This is a genomic window from Nocardioides sp. P4_G10 (genome assembly GCF_056401175.1).
Window position 1 is genome coordinate 294330 of sequence record NZ_JBFUJV010000003.1, and the last position, 19495, is coordinate 313824.

Annotated in this window: 23 protein-coding genes; 8 read left to right on the forward strand and 15 right to left on the reverse strand. The window is 72.0% G+C overall.

The window, feature by feature from the left end; genetic code table 11:
* Positions 1–17 precede the first annotated feature (17 nt).
* Positions 18–962, forward strand: coding sequence for a DUF1214 domain-containing protein (locus tag AC1DP1_RS06980; RefSeq protein ID WP_477506240.1), 945 nt, complete (start codon positions 18–20; stop codon positions 960–962).
* A gap of 318 nt (positions 963–1280) precedes the next feature.
* Here AC1DP1_RS06980 and AC1DP1_RS06985 read toward each other — a convergent pair whose 3' ends face one another.
* The 3 genes from AC1DP1_RS06985 to paaK all read right to left on the reverse strand — a co-directional run bounded on the left by AC1DP1_RS06985 (position 1281) and on the right by paaK (position 5425).
* Positions 1281–1751: a DUF5709 domain-containing protein gene (locus AC1DP1_RS06985; RefSeq protein ID WP_477506241.1), complete on the reverse strand. Its 471-nt coding sequence runs from the start codon at positions 1749–1751 to the stop codon at positions 1281–1283.
* Between the two features lie 52 nt (positions 1752–1803).
* On the reverse strand, positions 1804–3918 hold the full coding sequence (locus tag AC1DP1_RS06990) for a DEAD/DEAH box helicase (RefSeq protein WP_477506242.1): 2115 nt from the start codon (positions 3916–3918) through the stop codon (positions 1804–1806).
* A 199-nt stretch (positions 3919–4117) separates the two neighbouring features.
* Positions 4118–5425, reverse strand: a complete 1308-nt coding sequence (gene paaK, locus AC1DP1_RS06995) for a phenylacetate--CoA ligase PaaK (RefSeq protein WP_477506243.1) — start codon at positions 5423–5425, stop codon at positions 4118–4120.
* A 47-nt stretch (positions 5426–5472) separates the two neighbouring features.
* Between paaK and AC1DP1_RS07000 the strand changes: the two genes are divergently transcribed.
* Entirely contained in the window at positions 5473–6069 is a 597-nt protein-coding gene (locus AC1DP1_RS07000) for a TetR/AcrR family transcriptional regulator (protein ID WP_457187740.1), read from the forward strand.
* A gap of 13 nt (positions 6070–6082) precedes the next feature.
* On the opposite strand, the gene AC1DP1_RS07005 is transcribed toward AC1DP1_RS07000, so the two are convergent.
* From AC1DP1_RS07005 to paaA, 7 genes are all read right to left on the reverse strand, one after another.
* Positions 6083–6991, reverse strand: a complete 909-nt coding sequence (locus AC1DP1_RS07005) for an AMIN-like domain-containing (lipo)protein (protein ID WP_477506244.1) — start codon at positions 6989–6991, stop codon at positions 6083–6085.
* Positions 6992–7073: 82 nt separating this feature from the next.
* Positions 7074–7496, reverse strand: a complete 423-nt coding sequence (paaI, locus tag AC1DP1_RS07010) for a hydroxyphenylacetyl-CoA thioesterase PaaI (protein ID WP_477506245.1) — start codon at positions 7494–7496, stop codon at positions 7074–7076.
* Positions 7489–8556, reverse strand: coding sequence for a 1,2-phenylacetyl-CoA epoxidase subunit PaaE (gene paaE, locus AC1DP1_RS07015; protein WP_477506246.1), 1068 nt, complete (start codon positions 8554–8556; stop codon positions 7489–7491). The genes paaI and paaE overlap by 8 nt, the downstream gene beginning before the upstream one ends.
* Before the next feature lie 3 nt (positions 8557–8559).
* The gene (gene paaD / locus AC1DP1_RS07020) at positions 8560–9063 is read right to left on the reverse strand and encodes a 1,2-phenylacetyl-CoA epoxidase subunit PaaD (protein ID WP_477506247.1); all 504 of its coding nucleotides are present in this window, start codon (positions 9061–9063) and stop codon (positions 8560–8562) included.
* Positions 9064–9077: 14 nt separating this feature from the next.
* Complete coding sequence (gene paaC / locus AC1DP1_RS07025) at positions 9078–10016, reverse strand: 1,2-phenylacetyl-CoA epoxidase subunit PaaC (RefSeq protein WP_477506248.1); 939 nt, start codon at positions 10014–10016, stop codon at positions 9078–9080.
* A 19-nt stretch (positions 10017–10035) separates the two neighbouring features.
* Complete coding sequence (gene paaB, locus AC1DP1_RS07030) at positions 10036–10398, reverse strand: 1,2-phenylacetyl-CoA epoxidase subunit PaaB (protein WP_477506249.1); 363 nt, start codon at positions 10396–10398, stop codon at positions 10036–10038.
* Positions 10395–11342 carry a 1,2-phenylacetyl-CoA epoxidase subunit PaaA gene (paaA, locus tag AC1DP1_RS07035; protein WP_477506250.1) on the reverse strand — a complete coding sequence of 316 codons (948 nt, stop codon included), beginning with the start codon at positions 11340–11342 and terminating at the stop codon, positions 10395–10397. Before paaA ends, paaB begins: the two co-directional genes overlap by 4 nt.
* Positions 11343–11483: 141 nt before the next feature.
* Between paaA and paaZ the strand changes: the two genes are divergently transcribed.
* The 5 genes from paaZ (at position 11484) to AC1DP1_RS07060 (ending at position 15179) form a co-directional block, all read left to right on the forward strand.
* Positions 11484–13514: a phenylacetic acid degradation bifunctional protein PaaZ gene (paaZ, locus tag AC1DP1_RS07040; RefSeq protein WP_477506251.1), complete on the forward strand. Its 2031-nt coding sequence runs from the start codon at positions 11484–11486 to the stop codon at positions 13512–13514.
* A gap of 7 nt (positions 13515–13521) precedes the next feature.
* A complete protein-coding gene (locus AC1DP1_RS07045; RefSeq protein ID WP_477506252.1) occupies positions 13522–13821 on the forward strand; it encodes a hypothetical protein in 300 nt (99 codons plus the stop codon).
* Between the two features lie 32 nt (positions 13822–13853).
* Entirely contained in the window at positions 13854–14072 is a 219-nt protein-coding gene (locus tag AC1DP1_RS07050) for a hypothetical protein (protein WP_457187759.1), read from the forward strand.
* A 94-nt stretch (positions 14073–14166) separates the two neighbouring features.
* Positions 14167–14808: a DUF305 domain-containing protein gene (locus AC1DP1_RS07055; RefSeq protein WP_477506253.1), complete on the forward strand. Its 642-nt coding sequence runs from the start codon at positions 14167–14169 to the stop codon at positions 14806–14808.
* 56 nt (positions 14809–14864) lie between these two features.
* Entirely contained in the window at positions 14865–15179 is a 315-nt protein-coding gene (locus tag AC1DP1_RS07060) for a hypothetical protein (protein ID WP_457187760.1), read from the forward strand.
* A gap of 5 nt (positions 15180–15184) precedes the next feature.
* Here AC1DP1_RS07060 and AC1DP1_RS07065 read toward each other — a convergent pair whose 3' ends face one another.
* From AC1DP1_RS07065 to AC1DP1_RS07075, 3 genes are read right to left on the reverse strand one after another with little or no spacing between them, the layout of a single operon-like run.
* Positions 15185–15838 (reverse strand): SDR family oxidoreductase, encoded by a 654-nt coding sequence (locus AC1DP1_RS07065; protein ID WP_457187762.1) that lies wholly within the window; start codon positions 15836–15838, stop codon positions 15185–15187.
* A 33-nt stretch (positions 15839–15871) separates the two neighbouring features.
* A complete protein-coding gene (locus tag AC1DP1_RS07070; RefSeq protein ID WP_477506254.1) occupies positions 15872–16441 on the reverse strand; it encodes an NADPH-dependent FMN reductase in 570 nt (189 codons plus the stop codon).
* Between the two features lie 18 nt (positions 16442–16459).
* Positions 16460–16669: a hypothetical protein gene (locus AC1DP1_RS07075; RefSeq protein ID WP_477506255.1), complete on the reverse strand. Its 210-nt coding sequence runs from the start codon at positions 16667–16669 to the stop codon at positions 16460–16462.
* A gap of 109 nt (positions 16670–16778) precedes the next feature.
* Between AC1DP1_RS07075 and AC1DP1_RS07080 the strand changes: the two genes are divergently transcribed.
* The gene (locus AC1DP1_RS07080) at positions 16779–17765 is read left to right on the forward strand and encodes an LLM class F420-dependent oxidoreductase (protein ID WP_477506256.1); all 987 of its coding nucleotides are present in this window, start codon (positions 16779–16781) and stop codon (positions 17763–17765) included.
* Positions 17766–17783: 18 nt separating this feature from the next.
* Here the strand turns inward: AC1DP1_RS07080 and AC1DP1_RS07085 are convergent, their stop codons facing one another.
* Positions 17784–18434 (reverse strand): NAD(P)-dependent oxidoreductase, encoded by a 651-nt coding sequence (locus AC1DP1_RS07085; RefSeq protein ID WP_477506257.1) that lies wholly within the window; start codon positions 18432–18434, stop codon positions 17784–17786.
* Positions 18435–18468: 34 nt separating this feature from the next.
* On the reverse strand, positions 18469–19491 hold the full coding sequence (locus tag AC1DP1_RS07090; protein ID WP_191195037.1) for an LLM class flavin-dependent oxidoreductase: 1023 nt from the start codon (positions 19489–19491) through the stop codon (positions 18469–18471).
* Positions 19492–19495: the final 4 nt, after the last annotated feature.

The following is a 19495-nucleotide window of genomic DNA, read 5'->3' on the forward strand; positions in this document are numbered from 1 at the left end:
TCGTCGAGGATCGCGACGTGACTGCGATCCACGTGAACGTCGACAACTTCGCCCGGGCCGAGACGCACCGCATGATGGCCGACCTCCAGCGTGACGCGGGCGGCATCAACCGGTTCGCGCACAACCGCGCACCCGCGTCGGTCGACAAGCAGACCGTCATCCGGATGAACCGCGACACGCTCTACAGCTTCGCGGTGGTCGACGTCGCCGCTGGAGCGACGCTCACGGTCCCGGACGCCGGGGCTCGGTACCTGTCGGTGATGGCGGTCAACGAGGACCACCACATCAACCAGGTCCTCCACGACGCCGGCACCTACGAGCTCACGGCCGAGGACCTCGGCAGCGCCCACGTGGTGCTCGCCGCCCGCACGTTGGTCGACCCGCAGGACCCGGACGACCTGGCAGCGGTGGCCTCCCTGCAGGACCAGCTCCTCCTCGACGTCGCAGCCGGCCGGACCTTCGTTCCGCCGGACTACGACACCGCGAGCCTGGACCGCACCCGCCGGGCCCTCCTGGCCCTGGCCGCCGACATGACGAGCTTCGAGTCGAGCTTCGGGAGGCGACCGGACGTCGACCCGGTGCACCACCTGATCGGGTCTGCCGCCGGCTGGGGTGGACTCCCCGACGCGGAGGCCACCTACGTCGGGGTCTCGCCCGGCCTGCCTGTCGACGAGTACGAGCTCACCGTCGGTGCCGACGTGCCGGTCGACGGGTTCTGGTCGATCTCGGTCTACAACGCCGAGGGCTACTTCGAGCCCAACGAGCGCGACGCGTACAGCATCAACAGCATCACCGCCGCTCGCAACGACGACGGCAGCGTCACGGTCCGCTTCGGGGGCGACGGCGACCCCGCACGCAACTCGCTGCCGATCACCGACGGCTGGAACTACCTGGTCCGCCTGTACCGCCCGCGACCGGAGATCCTCACCGGAGCGTGGAGCTTCCCCGCACTCGCCACGTGACGACGAGGTGCCGCGGCACAGCACGGGCCCGATTCACAGCCAGCGGCGCACCCGGCGGGCGTAGGCGTCGTACTCCTCGCCGAAGCGCTCGCGGAGGAACCGCTCCTCCGGGCAGCAGCCCCGTCTCGTGGCGGGCGAAGAGCCACAGCGACCAGCCGTTCCAGACGGCGAAGGCCGCCAGCAGCGCCCAGCCCAGCGGCACCCGCCAGCTGCCGAGCCCGACCGGGTCACCCCACCTCGCCGTGGCGAGGAGCCCGACGAGGAGGGGTACGCCGATCGCGACCGGCGGCCAGAGCCGGAAGGAGACGGTGTCGCCGCTCAGAAGTCGTCGTCCTCCGGCGGCTCCGGCTCGCGGGTGATGTGCATGGCCGCCTCCTCGGCGGAGGCGCCGGCACCGTCGATGCCCACGTCGTGGGCGAGCTCCTGCTTGTCGACGTCCTCCCCCAGCCCGGAGTCGGGCGCGACCAGGCGGCCGGTGCGCTCGTCGGCCTCGTCGAGGCCGAGCTGCTCGTCGAGGGCGTTCTCGTCCTCGCGGTCGTCGTCCCGGTCGTCCTCCGCATAGGGATCGACGTCGGGCTCCTCCTCGGCCAGCCGCTCGTCGAGCGACTCGCCCTGGCGCGTCTCCGCCTCGGTCGGGTAGTCCTCGTAGCCCTTCGGGGGGCGGTCGGGCGGCGAGTAGCCCCGGTCGAGAACGTCTTCCAGGTCGCCGTCGTCCAGCGTGTCACTGGGCTGGAGCTGGTCCTCGTCGTCGATGGACATGTCGAGATACGTCTCGCGGTCCTCACTCATGACTCAAGACCTACCGGAGCCGACCCGCTCGGACAAGGGCCGTTGTCCCTGATCAGCCGAGCTCGCGCTCCAGCGCGTCGGTGAGCAGGGCGACCAGGGCCTCGATCTGGATGTTGGCCGAGGACCCGACCTCCTCGTCCGAGCCGTCGAGCGCGCGGGCGGCGAGGCCGGCCTTGGAGTCGATCAGCTCGGCGATGCGGGTGTCGATGGTCTGCGCGGCGATGATGCGCCACGCGGTCACCGGGTCACTCTGGCCGATGCGGTGCACGCGGTCGATCGCCTGGGTCTGCTCGGCGTCGGTCCACGACAGCTCCGAGAGCACGACGTTGGACGCCACCTGCAGGTTGACGCCGACGCCGGCGGCGGCCAGCGAGCAGACGATGACCTGGACGTCGGGGTCGTTGACGAACGACTCGATCGCGCGCTCGCGGGCGCGCGGGGTCTGGTCGCCGCGGATCGAGGTGTGCTTGAGGCCGCGGCGGGTGAAGGTGTCCTCGGCGATGTCCATGACGTCGACGTGGCGGGCGAAGAAGACCACCTTGCCGACGTTGCGCGCGAGCTGGGCGGCGTAGTCGGCGGAGAGACCGGCCTTGGCCCGGCCGATGCGGCGGAACATGGAGAAGACGTTCTCGCCGCCCGTGCCCTGGTCCATCTCCTCGCGCTCCCACGTCGCGACGCGGCGCACGAGCTCGTGGTCGACGCCGTCGACGACGGAGCCCGTACGACGGGTTTCCAGCGCGGCCTTGTAGCGCTGGACCAGGCGCCGGGCGAGGTCCTCCTCGGCCGCCCGGATCGAGCGGGTGTCCTCGTCGTCGAGCTCGACCGGGATGTCGGCGATGCGGCGGGCCGGGATGTCCTCGGCGACGTCGACCTTGCGACGCCGCACGATGCCCATGTCGATGACCGCCTTGCGCGCCGCGGGGTAGAACGCGTGGTCCGCGGGGGTCAGGTCGGTCTCCTCCAGCGACTCCATCAGCCGCGCGAGCGGCTTGTTGTCGTCGACCCAGCCGAGGAACTGCCAGATCGCGCGGAAGTCCTCGATGTCGTTGATCAGCGGGGTTCCGGTCAGCGCCATCAGCAGCGGGCGGGCGGTCCGGGCGCGGAGCTGCTCGGAGAGCTCGAGCACGTGGCGCGAGCGCTGCGACGTCTTGTTCTTGATGAAGTGGGCCTCGTCGACCACCATGCTGCGGAAGCCGAACGAGCCGAGCCAGCCGGCGTGCCGGTCGAGGATCTCGTAGTTGACGATGATGACGTCGGCGAAGGCGTCGACCTGGCCGCCGTCACCGTGGATCACGGTGGCGCGGCGGCGGGGCGTCCAGCGCTCGGTCTCGCGGGCCCAGTTGGTCTTGACGACGTTGGGGCACACGACGAGCAGCGGGTAGGCGTCGGCGGCCTGCGCGGCGAGCAGCGCCTGTGCGGTCTTGCCGAGGCCGGGCTCGTCGGCCAGGAGGAAGGTGCGGTGCCCCTCGGCCGCGGCGGCGATCATGCGCGCCTGGTGCGGCATCAGCTCGAGCTTGCCGGGGGCGTTGAGCGAGGTGGCCTCCGGCAGGTCCATGCACGAGGAGGAGCCGCCGAGCTCGAAGGAGCGGAACAGGGGGCCGAGCAGCTCCCACGACGACAGCCGTCCGTGGACGCTGCGGCGCTCGCGGCCGATGCCGAAGTCGGGGACGAGGAAGGGGTTGGCCAGCTGGTGCTGGAGGACGGACTGCGGCACGACGCGGCGCTCGCCGAGCCCCGGGCCGGCCTCGTCGTCGGGCTTCGGCTCGTCGGGGGCGACCTCGACGCCCGCCTTGCGCAGCATCTCCAGGCGCAGGTCGCGGGCGGAGTCGGTGACGACGGACTCCTCGGAGAGCAGGCCGAAGAGGGAGGGGTCGCGGGTCGCGGTCTTGGCGAGGATCGTCGCGATGCCGTCGAGGCGCTTGAGCTCGTCGGCCTTCTGGGCGTCGGTCAGCTCGGTCGAGGCGCGGACGTCGGTGCGGTGCTCGCGCACCAGCAGCGCGACCACCTGGAAGCGCACCCGCTGCCCGGGGGCGAGCGGGCCACGCTGGACGGCCGACTCGAGCTCACGCACGGCGCGGGCCAGGACGGGGACGATGCCCTCGTTGTCCTTGTGACGGGCGTGCGCAGGGGTGCGGCGACTGCCGCGTTGACGCTGGCGCTGGGCCAAGGTGGTCCTCCCGGACTGGGGTACGCGTCGTGGAGCAGGCGAGCCCGTGCGGCTCTGCCTGCACGCCACGGCGTGGAGGTGTGGAGCGGGCGCCAGGTGCGCGGTGTCCGGCGGATCGGGGGTGATCACAGCGGCACGGCGTCTGAAACGCTGCGACCACTGTAGCCCCCGCCGGCCCGTTGCCGGTAAATATCCCCGGTCAGCGCGCCGCGCGGTGGTCGACGATCCGCCGCATCTTGCCGACCGAGCGCTCGATCGAGGCCACGTCGACGACGTCGACCCCGACGCTGACTCCGATGGACGCCTTGATCCGCTGCGCCAGCTCGGTCTGCGCGGCGGCTGCCTCCGCGTCGGTCGTGGCGTCGCGTCGCTCGACGCGGACCGTCAGCGTGTCGAGGTTGCCGCTGCGGTCGAGGTGGCACTGGAAGTGCGGGGACAGGGTCGGGATCCCGAGCACGATCTCCTCGATCTGCGTCGGGAAGAGGTTGACCCCGCGCAGGATGATCACGTCGTCGGTGCGACCGGTGATCTTCTCCATCCGGCGCATGCTGCGCGCGGTGCCGGGCAACAGCCGGGTCAGGTCGCGGGTGCGGTAGCGGATCACCGGCATCGCCTGCTTGGTGAGGGTGGTGAAGACCAGCTCGCCCTCCTCGCCGTCGGGCAGCACCTCGCCGGTCACGGGGTCGATGACCTCGGGGTAGAAGTGGTCCTCCCACACGTGCAGGCCGTCCTTGGTCTCGACGCACTCGCTCGCCACGCCGGGGCCGATCACCTCGGACAGGCCGTAGATGTCGACCGCATGCATGTCGGTGCGCTGCTCCATCTCGCGGCGCATGTCGTTGGTCCACGGCTCGGCGCCGAAGATGCCGACCTTGAGCGAGGTCGAGCGCGGGTCGACGCCCTGCGCCTCGAGCTCGTCGAGGATCGAGAGCATGTAGGACGGCGTCACCATGATGATGTCGGGCTCGAAGTCCCGGATCAGCTGCACCTGGCGCTGCGTCATGCCGCCGGAGACCGGCACGACCGTGCACCCGAGCCGCTCGGCCCCCGCGTGCGCGCCCAGCCCGCCGGTGAAGAGCCCGTAGCCGTAGGCGTTGTGCAGCACCATCCCGCGCCGCCCGCCCGCCGCCCGGATCGACCTCGCCACCACGTCGGCCCACATCGCGAGGTCGTCGCGCGTGTAGCCGACGACGGTCGGCTTGCCGGTCGTCCCGCTGGAGGCGTGCAGGCGTACGACGTCCTCGCGCGGGACCGCGAACATGCCGAAGGGGTAGTTGTCGCGCAGCGTGGCCTTGGTGGTGAACGGCAGCCTCGCCAGGTCCTCCAGCGACCGCACGTCGTCGGGTGAGACGCCGGCCTCGTCGAAGGCGCGGCGGTAGTGCGTGACGTGGTCGTAGGCGTGCCGCACCGACCACTGGAGCCGCTCGAGCTGCAGCGCGCGCAGCTCCTCGACCGGGGCGGTCTCGATCGGGTCCAGGTCGCCGGGCTGGGGAGTCAGGTCGATCACGGTGTGGTCCTCCGGTCGCGCGTGGTGGGTCGTGAGAACGTTCATCCATGTCAGAGCCCGTACGACGGGGCCGGCCCGGCCACGACCAGCAGACGGTGCTGCGCGTCGCGATCGAGCTCTTCAACCGGCAAGGCTACGACGCCGCGAGCATGGGCGACCTGGCTCGCGAGCTCGGGCTGACGAAGTCGGCGATCTACCACCACGTGCCGAGCAAGGAGCACCTGCTCGAGCGGGCGCTGGACGAGGCGCTCGACGAGCTGACGACCGCGCTCGACACCGTGCACGCCGACACGTCCCACACGCCCGAGGAGCGGCTGCGCGCCGCCGTGCGCAGCAGCGTCGTCGTGCTGGCGGAGCACCTGCCCGCCGTCACCCTGCTGCTGCGCGTCCGCGGCAACACCCCCGCGGAGCAGAACGCCCTCGCCCGCCGCCGCGACATCGACCACCGGCTCGCCGAGATGGTGCGCGAGGCCGCCGACACCGGCGCCATCCGCGCCGACATCGACCCGCTGCTCGCCAGCCGGCTGCTGTTCGGGATGGTCAACTCGATGACGGAGTGGCTCCGCGACGGCAGCGACGTCGACGCGCTCGCCGACACCATCACCACGCTCGCCTTCGACGGCCTGGTCCGACACCGCGCCTGACGGCCCTGTCGACTCAGGGCTCGAGGCAGGCGGGGGTCGAGTCGCCCGGCCCGTCGGGGTCGAGCGTGCTCCCGGCCGCGTCGCGCAGCACGACGCGGTCGACGGTCGGCAGCTGCTCGAGGGTCGGCAGCACCTCGCCGGCGATGCTCACCGTGGCGCCGCCGCTGCGGCAGCGGCCCGTGAGCCGCAGGTCGGCCGTGCCGCCGGCGACCGTGAGGTCGTCGTACCCGGTGGCGCCGGAGCGCAGCAGCCGCAGGCCGCGCGACCGCTCCCCCGCCAGCGGGCCGGCGAAGAGGCGGTCCATCAGCCCCGTGGCGGGTGCGCCGGGGACCACCGGGCGACGGACGGCGACGAAGAACGGCTCCTGGTCCTCGACGAACCGGTCCCGGTCGAGGAACCACACCTTGCGCTGCACGGTGGCGAACCCGGCGCCCACCTCGACGACCACTCGCGGAGGCGCCGGCAACGTCGTGACGCGGACGGGCGTGCGCCTCGCCAGCCCGAGGCCGTACGTCGTGACCGCCTCGAAGTCGCCCGCCCGGACGGCGGTCATCACGTTGGGCAGGGCGTACGCGACGCGGCGGGGCGCCGCGGTCGGCGAGCCGTCGTCGGTGTGCGCCTGGGCGCGCTCGAAGCGCACCCGGAGCAGCGCCTGGCCGGCGACGCGGACGCGGCGGCCGGAGCCGTCGGCGAACAGCCGGTCGACGTAGTCGACCTCACGCTTCGCGGGCAGGCCGCCCCTGAACTCGAAGACGACCCGGTCGACGCCGTCGCGATGGGCCGCCCGCACGGCGACGAGCACCGGTGTCGTGGGTGCGGACGACGCTCGCTCGGCGCCGGAGGACGCAGGACCCAGCGCCAGGACGAGCGGCACGGCGAGCACGAGTGCCACCAGCGACGACAGCAACCACCGGACCTTCATGACCGACCTCCCGGCACGCACGGACCCGTCCCACGGTAGAGCTGAACGACGAGCGCGGGAAGTGCCCCGCGGCGCGGTCCGGTCAGGTGCGGGGAGCCAACGAGCGGCTGCGGCCGCGGAACTCGGCCACGACCGTGTCCTCGACCCGCACGGTGACGTCGTACAGGCCGCTGCGGCCGCGCAGCGCCACCTCGCGCGCGTGGGCGTCGAGCACCTGGCCCAGGCGGGCGGGCTCGAGGAAGTCGACCTCGAAGCCGGCGGCAACGGTCACGGGTCCGCGGGAGTTGCAGGCCAGCGCGAACGCCGAGTCGGCGAGGCTCGCGATGAGGCCGCCGTGGCACAGGTCGTGGCCGTTGACCATGTCGGCCCGCACGACCATCGACACCCGCGCCTCCCCCGGGCCGAGCTCGACGAGCCGCATCCCGAGCGCGGCGCTGGCGGCATCGGCGGCCCACATCGCGCGGGCCTGCTCCGACGTCGCGTCGGGCGGTGCGGCGTCAGGCATCGAAGTCGACGGTGACGGCGTCGCTGACCGGGAAGGTCTGGCAGGTCAGCACGAACTGCTGCTCGACCTCCTCGGGCTCGAGGGCGTAGTTGCGCACCATCTCGACCTCGCCGTCGACGACCTTCGCCCGGCAGGTGCCGCAGACGCCGCCCTTGCAGGCGAACGGCAGGTCGCTGCGCACGGCCTGGGCCGAGTCGAGCACGGTCGCGTCGCGCGGCATCGACGTGGTCGTCGTACGTCCGTCGAGCACGACCGTCACGTCGCTGGTCACGCCCTCGACCACCCGGTCGGCGTGACGCAGCTCCGGCGGCGGCTCGTCGACGTAGAACAGCTCGAAGTGCACCTTCTCCTTCGGCACGCCGAGCTCGGCGAGGACGGTGCGTGCGTCCTCGATGAGGCCGTGCGGCCCGCACAGCCAGACGTGGTCCACAGAGGCGAGGTGCACCTTCAGCGGCAGCAGCCGCCGGAGCCGGTCGGCGTCGAGGCGGCCGGAGAACAGCTCGACGTCGCGGGGCTCGCGGGACAGCACGTGGACGAGGTCGAAGCGCGGCCCGTGGAGGTTCTTCAGGTCGCTGAGCTCCTCGGCGAACATCACCGAGGTCGTCTCGCGGTTGCCGTAGAGCAGCGTGACGGTGCTGGCCGGGTTGGCGAGGACGGAGGCCGCGATCGAGACCATCGGCGTGATGCCGGAGCCGGCGGCGATGCACAGGTGGCGGCCCGGGCTCGCCGGGTCGGCGCGGAAGCTGCCGGTGGGCGGGGCCACCTCGACGGGCTCGCCCGGGCCGACCTCGCGGATGAGCCACGACGAGAACATCCCGCCGGGGATCTCGCGGACACCGATGCGCGGCGCACCGCCGGCGGGCGCGCAGATGGAGTAGGAGCGGCGGTGCTCGACGCCGTCGACGATGCGACGCAGCGTCAGCGACTCCCCCGGCTCGAAGGCGAACAGCTCGCGCAGGTCGTCGGGCACGTCGAAGGTGACGGCGGCGGAGTCGTCGGTCAGGGGCTCGACGTCGCGCACCGTCAGGTGGTGGAAGGTCTGGCTGGGACTGGGCGCCACGGCTCAGATCTCCTTCACGTGGTCAAAGGGCTCGAGGCAGGAGGTGCAGCGGTACTGCGCCTTGCAGGCCGTCGAGCCGAACTCCGAGACCAGCTCGGTTGCGGGCGAGTCGCACTGCGGGCAGCGGACCTGGCGCGCGGTCGGCTGGAGCGTCAACGGGATCGGGCCGGACGTCGAGGGCGCCGGGCCGGGAGGGGAGATGCCGGCTGCCGCGAGCGCGGCGCGACCCTGCGGGGTGATCCAGTCGGTCGTCCAGGCCGGGTCGAGGCTCACGCGCACCTCGACGCGGTCGAAGCCGGCCCCCTGCAGCTCGCGCACCAGGTCGTCGCGCATCGTCGCCATCGCCGGGCAGCCCGAGTAGGTCGGCGTGATGTCGACGACCACGTGGGAGTCGCCGACCACGTCGACGTCGCGAAGCACGCCGAGGTCGACCAGGGTGAGCATGGGCAGCTCGGGGTCGGTGACCCGCTCAGCGACGCGACGAGCGCGCTCCGTCGTACGACTCATCAGCCTCACTCCACTCACCACTGACCCATCGGGTGGGCACGGGCCACGGACTGCATCTCGGCGAGCATCCGCCCGAGCGCCTCGCCGTGCATCCCGTCGCGGCCGGTGCGGCCCAGCACCCCGGCACGTCGGGGCGCCTCGGGGCGGGGCACGCCTGCTGCTCCGAGCACCTGGTCGAGCACGTCCTCGGCGGCCTCGCGGACCGCGGCGGGGTCGACGCCGACGCCGGACCTCGCAGCGGCCGACTCGACCGGGTGGGTGTCGAACAGCTCGGGCCACAGCGGCCAGAGTGCGTCGAGCGCGACCAGCAGCCGGCGGCGGGACTCGTCGGTGCCCTGGGCGAGGGTGACGAACCACCGCGCCGAGTAGTCGCGGTGGTAGGCCAGCTCCTTGACGCCCTTGGTGGCGACCGCAGCCAGCACGTGGTCGCGGCTGGCGCGGAGGCGCTCGAAGGTCGCGAGCCGCCAGACCGAGAACAGCAGCACCCGCACGACCGCGTCGGCGAAGTCGCCGTTGACGAGCTCGGCGAGCCGGACGTTGCGGAACTGGTGGGCCTCACGGAAGTACGCGATCGCGTCCTCCGGCGGCGCCGGGGAGCCCTCGGGCAGCACCGGCACGACCGACTCGTCCGCCTTCGCGGCACGGGCGAGCAGCAGCCGCGCCTGGCCGAGCAGGTCGAGCGCGATGTTGGACAGCGCGATGTCGTCCTCGAGGTCGGGCGCGTTGCTCGTCCACTCCGAGATCCGGTGCGACATCACGAGCGCGTCGTCGCCCAGCATCAGGGCGTACGCCGCCAGGGTCGGCGCGTCGACGCCGTCGGGGGTCGTCGTGTCGACGCCGGCGAGCGGGTCCTCGAAGTCGGTGCCGAAGGCCCAGTGGGCGTCGTTGACGAGCAGGCCGGCGTAGGCGTTGTCGTGCTCGTCCTCTGCTGGTGTCGCGATGTGGGAGTCCATCAGTTCCTCGTGGGGTGATCTACATGTGAGGGACGTTGTCGGGGATGTCGTAGAAGGTCGGGTGGCGGTAGACCTTGTCGCCGCTCGGGGCGAACATCGGGTCCTTCTCGTCCGGGCTCGAGGCGGTGATCGCGTCGGCGCGCACCACCCAGATGCTCACGCCCTCGTTGCGACGGGTGTAGACGTCGCGTGCGTGGAGCAGGGCCATCCGGTCGTCGGCGGCGTGGAGCGACCCGACATGGACGTGGTTGAGCCCGCGCTTGCCACGGACGAAGACCTCGTAGAGCGGCCACTCGGGCTCGGGCGGCGTGACGCCCTCCCCCGTCGGCACGTCCTTCAGGGGTACGGCGCCGTGGCCGCCCTCGGCGCTGAGCTCGCTCATGCCGACACCTGCTTGGCGGCGTAGGCCGTCGCGGCCGCGCGCACCCAGGCGCCGTCCTCGTGGGCGCGGCGGCGGTGGGTCATCCGCTGGGCGTTGCAGGGACCGTTGCCCTTCACGCCCTCCATGAACTCGTCCCAGTCGGGCTGGCCGAAGTCGTGGTGGCCACGCTCCTCGTTCCAGCGCAGCTCCGGGTCGGGGAGGGTGACGCCGAGGGCCTCGGCCTGCGGCACGGACATGTCGACGAACTTCTGCCGCAGCTCGTCGTTGGTGTGGCGCTTGATGCCCCACGCCATCGACTGGGCGGTGTTGGGCGACGCGTCGTCCGGCGGGCCGAACATCATCAGCGCCGGCCACCAGAACCGGTCGACCGACTCCTGCACCATCGCGCGCTGCTCCTCGGTGCCGCGCATCATCGTGGCGAGCAGCTCGTAGCCCTGGCGCTGGTGGAAGGACTCCTCCTTGCAGACGCGGATCATCGCGCGGCCGTAGGGCCCGTAGGAGGTGCGGCACAGCGGCACCTGGTTGCAGATGGCGGCGCCGTCGACGAGCCAGCCGATCGTGCCGACGTCGGCGTAGGACAGCGTCGGGTAGTTGAAGATCGAGGAGTACTTCTGCCTGCCCGCGATCAGCAGCTCGGTGAGCTCGAGGCGGGAGACGCCGAGGGTCTCGGCGGCCGAGTAGAGGTAGAGCCCGTGGCCGGCCTCGTCCTGCACCTTGGCCAGCAGGATGGCCTTGCGCCGCAGGCTCGGCGCGCGGCCGATCCAGTTGCCCTCGGGCTGCATGCCGATGATCTCGCTGTGGGCGTGCTGGGCGATCTGGCGCACGAGGGTCTTGCGATAGCCCTCCGGCATCCAGTCGCGCGGCTCGATCCGCTCGTTGCGCGCGACCGTGGCCTCGAACCCGGCCTCGAGGTCACGCTCGGTGGGCGTCTCGGTGAGTGTCATCCGTCCTCCGGCACAGGGGCGACGTGGGGGCTCCGACCGCATTTACTGACCGATCGGTCTGCTATTAGTGTGTCACCAGTCACTCCGGCGCGCAAACACCGGCTGCTCTGACGAACCGCACCCGATCCGAGGGAGACCCCCGTGACCCGACTGCTCGAGAGCTACGCCGCCGGACGGTGGTACGCCGCCTCCACCGAGGGCCACCCGCTCCTGGACGCGGCCACCGGCGAGGAGGTCGCGCGGATCTCCAGCGCCGGCCTCGACCTCGGCGCGATGGCGCACCACGCGCGCACGGTCGGCGGACCGGCGATCCGCGAGCTGACGTTCCACGAGCGCGCGCTGCTCCTCAAGGAGCTGGCCACGCACCTGACCGGGCTCAAGGACGAGTTCTACGAGCTGTCGCTGGCCACCGGCGCGACCCGACGCGACTCGATGATCGACATCGACGGCGGCTTCGGCACGGTGTTCAGCTATTCCTCCAAGGGCCGCCGCGAGCTGCCCAACGCCCACGTGGCGTGCGACGGCGACCTCGAGCAGCTCGGCCGCACCGGCGTCTTCCTCGGCCAGCACGTCTACACCTCGCGACCCGGCGTCGCCGTGCAGATCAACGCCTTCAACTTCCCCGTCTGGGGCATGCTCGAGAAGCTCGCGCCGGCCTTCATCGCCGGCCTCCCGACGATCGTGAAGCCCGCCAGCCAGACGGCCTACCTCACCGAGCTCGTCGTGCGCCGCATCGTCGAGTCGGGAATCCTGCCGGAGGGCTCGCTCCAGCTGCTCGCCGGATCGGCGGGCGACCTGCTCGACCACCTCGGCGTCCAGGACTCGGTGGCCTTCACCGGCTCCGCGCACACCGCGGGGATCCTGCGCCAGCACCCGTCGGTGCTCCACGGCGGCGTCCAGCTCCAGGTCGAGGCCGACTCGCTCAACTGCTCGGTGCTCGGGCCCGACGTCACGTCGAGCGACCCGGAGTGGGACCTGTTCGTCAAGGGCGTCGTCACCGAGATGACCGCCAAGGCGGGACAGAAGTGCACGGCCATCCGTCGCGTCATCGTGCCGTCGGCGGTGGCCGACGAGATGACCGACGCGATCGGAGCGAAGCTCGCGACGATCACGGTCGGCAACCCAGGCGACGAGTCCGTGCGGATGGGCCCGCTCGCCTCGCTCGGGCAGCGCGAGGAGGTCCGCAAGGCCGTCGAGGCCCTGCGCTCCTCGGCCGAGGTCGTCCTCGGCGACCCGGCCGCGACCACGGGGTTCGCCGGTGACGGCGAGCGCGGCGCGTTCATGTCGCCCGTCCTGCTCAAGGCCCGCGCCGGTGCTGTCGAGCCCCACGACGTGGAGCCCTTCGGACCGGTGTCGACCGTGATGTCGTACGACAGCCTCGACGAGGCGGTCACGCTCGCCGCGCGCGGCAAGGGCTCACTGGTCGGCTCGGTCGTCACCCACGACCCGGACGTCGCCCGCACCCTGGTGCTCGGCCTCGCGCCGTGGCACGGCCGGATCCTCGTGCTCGACCGCGACGACGCCCCCGAGTCGACGGGCCACGGCTCTCCCCTGCCGATGCTGGTCCACGGCGGCCCCGGTCGCGCCGGCGGCGGAGAGGAGCTCGGCGGCGTGCGCGGCGTGCTCCACCACATGCAGCGCTCCGCCATCCAGGCCTCCCCCGACATGCTCACCGCGATCACCGGCCGCTGGACGCGCGGCTCGCACCGCAACGAGACGCCCGAGCACCCCTTCCGCCACTCGCTCGCGACGCTGGAGGTCGGCGACACGATCGCCTCGGAGTCGCGGGTGATCTCGCGAGCGGACATCGACCACTTCTCCGACTTCACCGGCGACACCTTCTATGCCCACACCGACCCCGAGGCGGCCGCACAGAACCCGCTCTTCGGCGGGATCGTCGCCCACGGCTACCTCATCGTGTCGATGGCGGCCGGGCTGTTCGTCGACCCCGCTCCTGGCCCGGTGCTCGCCAACTTCGGCGTCGACCACCTCCGCTTCCTGACCCCGGTCAAGGCCGGTGACTCGATCCGCGTGACGCTGACGGTCAAGCAGATCACCCCGCGCTCCTCGGCCGACTACGGCGAGGTCCGCTGGGACGCGCTGGTGACCAACCAGGACGACGAGCCGGTCGCGACGTACGACGTGCTGACGCTGGTCGCCAAGGAGGCCTGAGCACGCCGTGACCAGAGCCGCCCAGCGCGTCGTCGGGATCGTCGTCCTGCTCGTCCTCGGCATCCTCAGCCTGCCGGCGGCGGCGTCCGTCCTCGACGGCCAGGGCACGGAGAACTGGATCGTCCCCGTGCAGCTCGTGGCAATGGCGGCGATCGGCGCCGCGGTGACGATCGCGCTTCCAGGGCTGGCCCGCGAGGACGCGACCACCGGGCGCCGGGCGATGACCGGTGCGTGGTGGGGGCTGCTGGCCGCGGCCGTGGGGGTGGTCGTCTTCTGGCTGCTGCTCAGCGGCTTCGGTGGTGCGTGAGGGGTCCGGTGCCCTCCCGGTAGGTTGCGGTCATGGCACAGAAGAAGTCCTGGGGCGACATGACGCCCACGCAGAAGAAGATCGTCGCCGTGGCCGGGATCGTCGAGGTCGCCGTCACGGCCTGGTGCGCCAAGGACCTCAAGCAGCGCCCCGCCGAGCTCGTGCGCGGACCCAAGCTGCTGTGGGCGCCGGCGCTGTCGGTGCAGCCGGTCGGCCCGCTCGCCTACCTGCTGGTGGGCCGCAAGCGCTGACGCACCCGTGACCCTCGGCCCCCACCTCCGGGACCTCGTGCCCTGACGTACGCCGGTCGCGCGGGCGCACGCTGGTGTCGAGGAGGCGAGCGACATGAGGCGCACGATCGTCGCGGCCGTGGTCGCGGCCGCTCTGGTGGGCGCAGGGGCGAGCGCCGCGGTCACGGCGCACGACGACGACGGCTGGTCGCACCCGATGATGTCCGACGGCCAGCTCGCCGGACACCTGGGCGGCCAGCGAGGCGGGCCCAGCCACATGACCGGCTTCGCGGCCGGGCACCACGTCGCCGCTGCGAGCGAGCAGGAGTACCTCGCCGAGATGGTGGCCCACCACCACGAGGCGATCGTCGCGGCGCGCGAGCTGCGACGGTCGGACTGCGCAGTCATGCGCCGCTTCGGCGAGAGGATCGTCGCGGCGCAGTCGGTCCAGGTCGCGCAGATGGAGTCCTGGCTGGCGCAGTGGTACCCCGACGACTCGACGGACGTGGACTACGAGCCGATGATGCGCGACCTGACCGGCCTCTCCGGGGATCGCCTCGACCGGACGTTCCTGGAGGACATGGTCGGTCACCACATGGCGGCGGTGATGATGTCGCAGCGCGGGCTGGCGTCGCGGCTGTTCGACCACGACGAGGTCGCCGCCCTGGCCGCGGACATCCGCGACGCCCAGCACGCCGAGATCCTCCGGATGCGCGCCTGGTTGCGCGCCTGGTTCGGCGTCCGCTGGATGCACTGACCGGCACTGGTCTGGATCACGGGGCAGGAGGACCGTCGCCAGCCCTACGCTGATCCATGGACCGACCCCGCCTCAGGTTCTGGCTGACGCTGGGACTCGGTCTGCTGTACGTCGCTGCGGGCATCGCGGAGTCCGTCCGCGCCGTGACGTCCGGTGACGGAGGGCTGTGGTTCTGGTTGGGCTCGCTGGTCGCCGGCGGCGCGCTGGTGCTCTCGGGCATGGCCGTCTCCTCCCGTCACCCCAACGTCGGGCGCACCCTCATCTGCGTGGGCAGCATGATGGGGGTCCTGGCGACGGGGTGGACCCTGGTGGTGCCGCTGATCGCGGTCGCCGTCGTCGTGCTCAACCTCCAGAAGCCGATGTCGGACTGAGCCGGTCAGCCGCTGTAGGGCACCTCGCTGCGCCAGTCGGCGTCGTCGGTCGCGACCGCGTCCCAGATCGCGTCGGCGACCCGGTCGGGGGTGAACGCACCCTCGCGCGCCAGCGCCCCGCGCACGGTGACGGAGACGGCCCGGATCCCCTCGCCGGCCAGCGTCTGGTCGATGCTGTGGACGAGGTTGCGCACGCCCGCCTTCTGCACCCCCAGCGACGCGGCGCGTTCCGACGGCTCGTCGGCCGCCATGCTGCCGGTGACGCTGATCCGCCCGCCGGCGGACATGAAGGGCCGCGCTGCCTGCACGGCGGTCAGCAGGGCGCCCACCCCGAGCGCGACGTCCTCGACCAGCTCGGCGACCGTGAGGGTCAGCGGGTCCTTCTCGCGGTAGGCGCTCGGGTTGAAGTGCAGGACGTCGATGCGCCCGGTGTGCTCACCGAAGCGGCGTACGGCGTCGCGCGCCGCCTGCTCGTCGGTGACGTCGACGCACGCGTGGCCGACGGTCGCACCGCGGGCGCCGAGATCGGTCACCAGCTGGTCGAGCACCTGCTGGTCCTGGCCGAGGAGCCCCACGTCGTAGCCCTCGTCGGCGAAGCGGCGCGCGACCGACCCGCTCACGCCCGGCCCGGCACCCACGACGACAATCACTGGTCTCATGTCGTCGTTTCTACCGGAGCCGGGCGAATGCGGTCAGGTGGAGCGCGGCAGGACGGTCAGCACCCGCTCGGTGTGGGTGCGGAACTCCTGCATGAACTCGGTGAGGACCTGGCGCAGCGACTCGTCGTTGACCGTGCCGTCGTCGGAGATCGTGCCCTCCTCGAGCCGGATGTAGGCCTCCGGCGCGGTCATCTGGCGTGCGTTGCAGAAGCTGAGCACGGCCCGGAGGCTCTGCTGTGCGACCGCGGTGCCGATCGAGCCGATGGACGCGCCGATCACCGCCGCCGGCATGTGGTCGAAGGAGTTCTGGCCCCACGGCCGCGACGCCCAGTCGATCGCGTTCTTCAGGGCACCCGGGATCGAGCGGTTGTACTCCGGCGTCACGAACAGCACCGCCTGCGAGGCGCCGATGGCGTCCTTGAGTGCTCGCGCTTCCGGCGGGTAGTCGGCATCGAAGTCCGGGCTGTAGAGCGGGAGGTCGCCGATCGGGATCTCGGTGAACTCCATGTCGTCGGGGGCCAGCGCGATGAGGGCCTGGCTCAGCCGACGATTGATCGAGGTCGACGAGAGGCTGCCGACGAAGTATCCGACCTGGTAGGTCATCGTGGTCCTCCTCGCGCCTCAGGGCTTGTGGGGGTGCTCGCCGGTGGGGTCGTCCGGGACTGCATTGGGGCCTTGGGCCCCCTCGTCGACCTCGCCGGGATGCGGGTCCGGCTGGCCGGCGACCGAGTCGCCCGAGCTGATCGGCTCGGGGGCGTCCGGCACCATCTCCGAGACCTGCCCGTCCTGCTGGTCCTTGCTCTTCTCGTCCGTGCCGTCCGTGCCGCTCATGAGCAACCTCCTGCGTCGTCGGGGACCTTCCACACAAGCAGTGCACCCCAAGGGCCACCTCACCTCGCCGGGTGGTGGGCGCGCCCATCCGGCTGGCTACGGTCGAGTGATGACGCGCTTCGGATACACCCTGATGACCGAGCAGAGCGGCCCGCGGGAGCTGGTGTCGTACGCCGTCGCCGCCGAGCGGGCCGGCTTCGACTTCGAGGTGATGAGCGACCACTTCTCGCCGTGGCTCACCGAGCAGGGGCACGCGCCGTACGCCTGGACGACGCTGGGTGCCGTGGCGCAGGCGACCGAGCGCGTGGGCCTGATGACCTACGTGACGTGCCCGACGCTGCGCTACCACCCGGCCGTGGTCGCGCAGAAGGCCGCGACGCTGCAGATCCTCGCCGAGGGTCGGTTCACCCTCGGCCTCGGCAGCGGCGAGAACCTCAACGAGCACGTCGTGGGCGAGGGTTGGCCCGCGATCGCCGAGCGGCAGGACATGCTCGCCGAGGCGATCGAGGTCATCCGGGCGCTGCACACCGGTGAGCTCGTCGACCATCGCGGCGACTTCTTCCAGGTCGACTCCGCCCGCATCTGGGACCTGCCCGAGGAGGGCGTCGACATCGGGGTCGCCGTCGGCGGCAAGCGCGCGATCGAGCGGTTCGCCCCACTGGCCGACCACCTCGTGGCCACCGAGCCCGAGGCCGACATCATCGAGACCTGGAACGGCGTCGACGGCGCCCCGCGCATCGGCCGGGACGCGCGCGCAGTCGGCCAGATCCCGATCTGCTGGGACCCCGACGAGGACGTCGCGGTCGCGCGGGCGCACGAGCAGTTCCGCTGGTTCGGTGGCGGCTGGTCGGTCAACGCCGACCTGCCCACCCCCGCCGGCTTCTCCGGCGCGACGACGTACGTCCGGCCCGAGGACGTCGCCGAGTCGATCCCGTGCGGACCCGACCTCGACAAGGTCGTCGAGGCGGTCTCGGCCTACTGGGAGGTCGGGTTCACCGACGTCGCCCTCGTGCAGGTCGGCGACGAGGGCCAGGACCGGTTCATCAGCGAGGCGGCCGGCCCGCTGCTCGAGAAGCTGCGGGCGGCCGCCCCCTGAGTCCTGCCTGGCTCTGCGTCAGCTGATCGCGGTGAACCGGCTCCGGTGATGCGTCGGCGTCTCGATCTCGTCGAGGATCGCCAGCGCGAGGTCGTCGGCCGAGATCGTCGACGCACCATCGGCGTCGCGCAGCAGCACGTCGCCGCCGAGGACGTAGGCACCCTTCGACTCCGTGCCGAGCCACGACCCGAAGTCCGCAGGCGGGCTGACGTAGAACCAGTCGAGCGACTCAGGGCTCTCCTGGCACAACGCGAACGTGTCGAGACCGGTCTGCACCTCGGGCTTCACGTCGTCGGGGACGTGGTCCTTGGTGACGTCCCACAGGCGCGGTCCGCCCTCCTCGGCGAGCAGCGACGACGCGCCGCCGACGTAGCCGAAGCGCGTCGACGTGCCGGCCAGGCGTGCGATGAGCTGCTCGACGACGCCCTCGACCTTGCCGGCCATGTCGCCGCGCGGTGACAGCGCGACGAGGACGACGTCACGGCCGGCGGTGGTGCGCTCGAGGACGTCGGCGTCGAGCACCGAGCCCTCGACGTAGTCGGCGCCGGCGACCGGCGAGGACGGTGCCGTACGGCTCACTGCCGTCACGTCGTGCCCGCGCTTGCGCGCCTCCGCGACGACCGCCGCGCCTACGTATCCGTTGCCGCCGAGGACGGTGATGCGTGCCATGGGCTCAGTTCCTTCGTGTGAGGGGGGTGGGGGGTCAGCGCCAGCCGAGGGCGGGCGCCACGTCGGTGAGCACGGTCTCGAGGATGTGGGCGTTGTAGTCCACGCCGAGCTGGTTGGGCACGGTGAGGAGCAGGGTGTCGGCCGTGGCGACGGCCTCGTCCTCCGCGAGCTCCTTGACCAGCACGTCGGGCTCGGCGGCGTACGTCTTGCCGAAGACCGCGCGCAGGTTGGCCTCGATCTGGCCGAACTGGTCGGAGCTGGTGCCCTCGTGCCCGAAGTACATCCGGTCGAGGTCGGTGGTGATCGGCATGATCGAGCGGCTCACCGACACGCGGGGCTCGGCCTCGTGCCCGGCCTCGCGCCACGCCTCGCGGAAGACCTCGATCTGCTTGCGCTGCTGGACGTGGAACGGCTCGCCCGTCTCGTCGGCCTTGAGCGTCGAGCTCATCAGGTGCATGCCCTTCTCGGCGGCCCAGCGGGCAGTGGCGTCGGAGGCGGCACCCCACCAGATCCGGTCGCGCAGGCCCTCGGAGTGCGGCTCGATGCGCAGCAGGCCCGGCGGGTTGGGGAACATCGGGCGCGGGTTGGGCTGGGCGAACCCCTCCCCCTCCAGCACCTGCAGCAGCACCTCGGTGTGGCGTCGGGCCATGTCGGCCTGGTCCTCACCCTCGGCGGGGGCGTAGCCGAAGTAGCGCCAGCCCTCGATCACCTGCTCCGGTGATCCCCGGCTGATGCCGAGCTGCAGCCGGCCGCCGGCGATGAGGTCGGCCGACCCGGCGTCCTCGGCCATGTAGAGCGGGTTCTCGTAGCGCATGTCGATCACGCCGGTGCCGATCTCGATCCGGCTGGTGCGCGCGCCGACGGCGGCGAGCAGCGGGAACGGCGAGGCGAGCTGCCGGGCGAAGTGGTGCACCCGGAAGTACGCGCCGTCGGCACCGAGCTCCTCGGCGGCGACGGCGAGGTCGATGGACTGCAGGAGCGTGTCGGACGCCGTCCGCACCGCGGACTGCGGCGAGTCGGTCCAGTGGCCGAAGTTCAGGAACCCGATCTTCTTCATGACT

Coding starts and splice junctions, on each gene's coding strand:
- AC1DP1_RS06985 (WP_477506241.1), bottom strand. CDS start 1,751: ATGAGTGAGGACCGCGAGACGTATCTCGACATGTCCATCGACGACGAG.
- AC1DP1_RS07000 (WP_457187740.1), top strand. CDS start 5,473: ATGTCAGAGCCCGTACGACGGGGCCGGCCCGGCCACGACCAGCAGACG.
- AC1DP1_RS07005 (WP_477506244.1), bottom strand. CDS start 6,991: ATGAAGGTCCGGTGGTTGCTGTCGTCGCTGGTGGCACTCGTGCTCGCC.
- paaI (WP_477506245.1), bottom strand. CDS start 7,496: ATGCCTGACGCCGCACCGCCCGACGCGACGTCGGAGCAGGCCCGCGCG.
- paaD (WP_477506247.1), bottom strand. CDS start 9,063: ATGAGTCGTACGACGGAGCGCGCTCGTCGCGTCGCTGAGCGGGTCACC.
- paaC (WP_477506248.1), bottom strand. CDS start 10,016: ATGGACTCCCACATCGCGACACCAGCAGAGGACGAGCACGACAACGCC.
- paaB (WP_477506249.1), bottom strand. CDS start 10,398: ATGAGCGAGCTCAGCGCCGAGGGCGGCCACGGCGCCGTACCCCTGAAG.
- paaA (WP_477506250.1), bottom strand. CDS start 11,342: ATGACACTCACCGAGACGCCCACCGAGCGTGACCTCGAGGCCGGGTTC.
- AC1DP1_RS07050 (WP_457187759.1), top strand. CDS start 13,854: ATGGCACAGAAGAAGTCCTGGGGCGACATGACGCCCACGCAGAAGAAG.
- AC1DP1_RS07055 (WP_477506253.1), top strand. CDS start 14,167: ATGAGGCGCACGATCGTCGCGGCCGTGGTCGCGGCCGCTCTGGTGGGC.
- AC1DP1_RS07060 (WP_457187760.1), top strand. CDS start 14,865: ATGGACCGACCCCGCCTCAGGTTCTGGCTGACGCTGGGACTCGGTCTG.
- AC1DP1_RS07065 (WP_457187762.1), bottom strand. CDS start 15,838: ATGAGACCAGTGATTGTCGTCGTGGGTGCCGGGCCGGGCGTGAGCGGG.
- AC1DP1_RS07070 (WP_477506254.1), bottom strand. CDS start 16,441: ATGACCTACCAGGTCGGATACTTCGTCGGCAGCCTCTCGTCGACCTCG.
- AC1DP1_RS07075 (WP_477506255.1), bottom strand. CDS start 16,669: ATGAGCGGCACGGACGGCACGGACGAGAAGAGCAAGGACCAGCAGGAC.
- AC1DP1_RS07080 (WP_477506256.1), top strand. CDS start 16,779: ATGACGCGCTTCGGATACACCCTGATGACCGAGCAGAGCGGCCCGCGG.
- AC1DP1_RS07085 (WP_477506257.1), bottom strand. CDS start 18,434: ATGGCACGCATCACCGTCCTCGGCGGCAACGGATACGTAGGCGCGGCG.
- AC1DP1_RS07090 (WP_191195037.1), bottom strand. CDS start 19,491: ATGAAGAAGATCGGGTTCCTGAACTTCGGCCACTGGACCGACTCGCCG.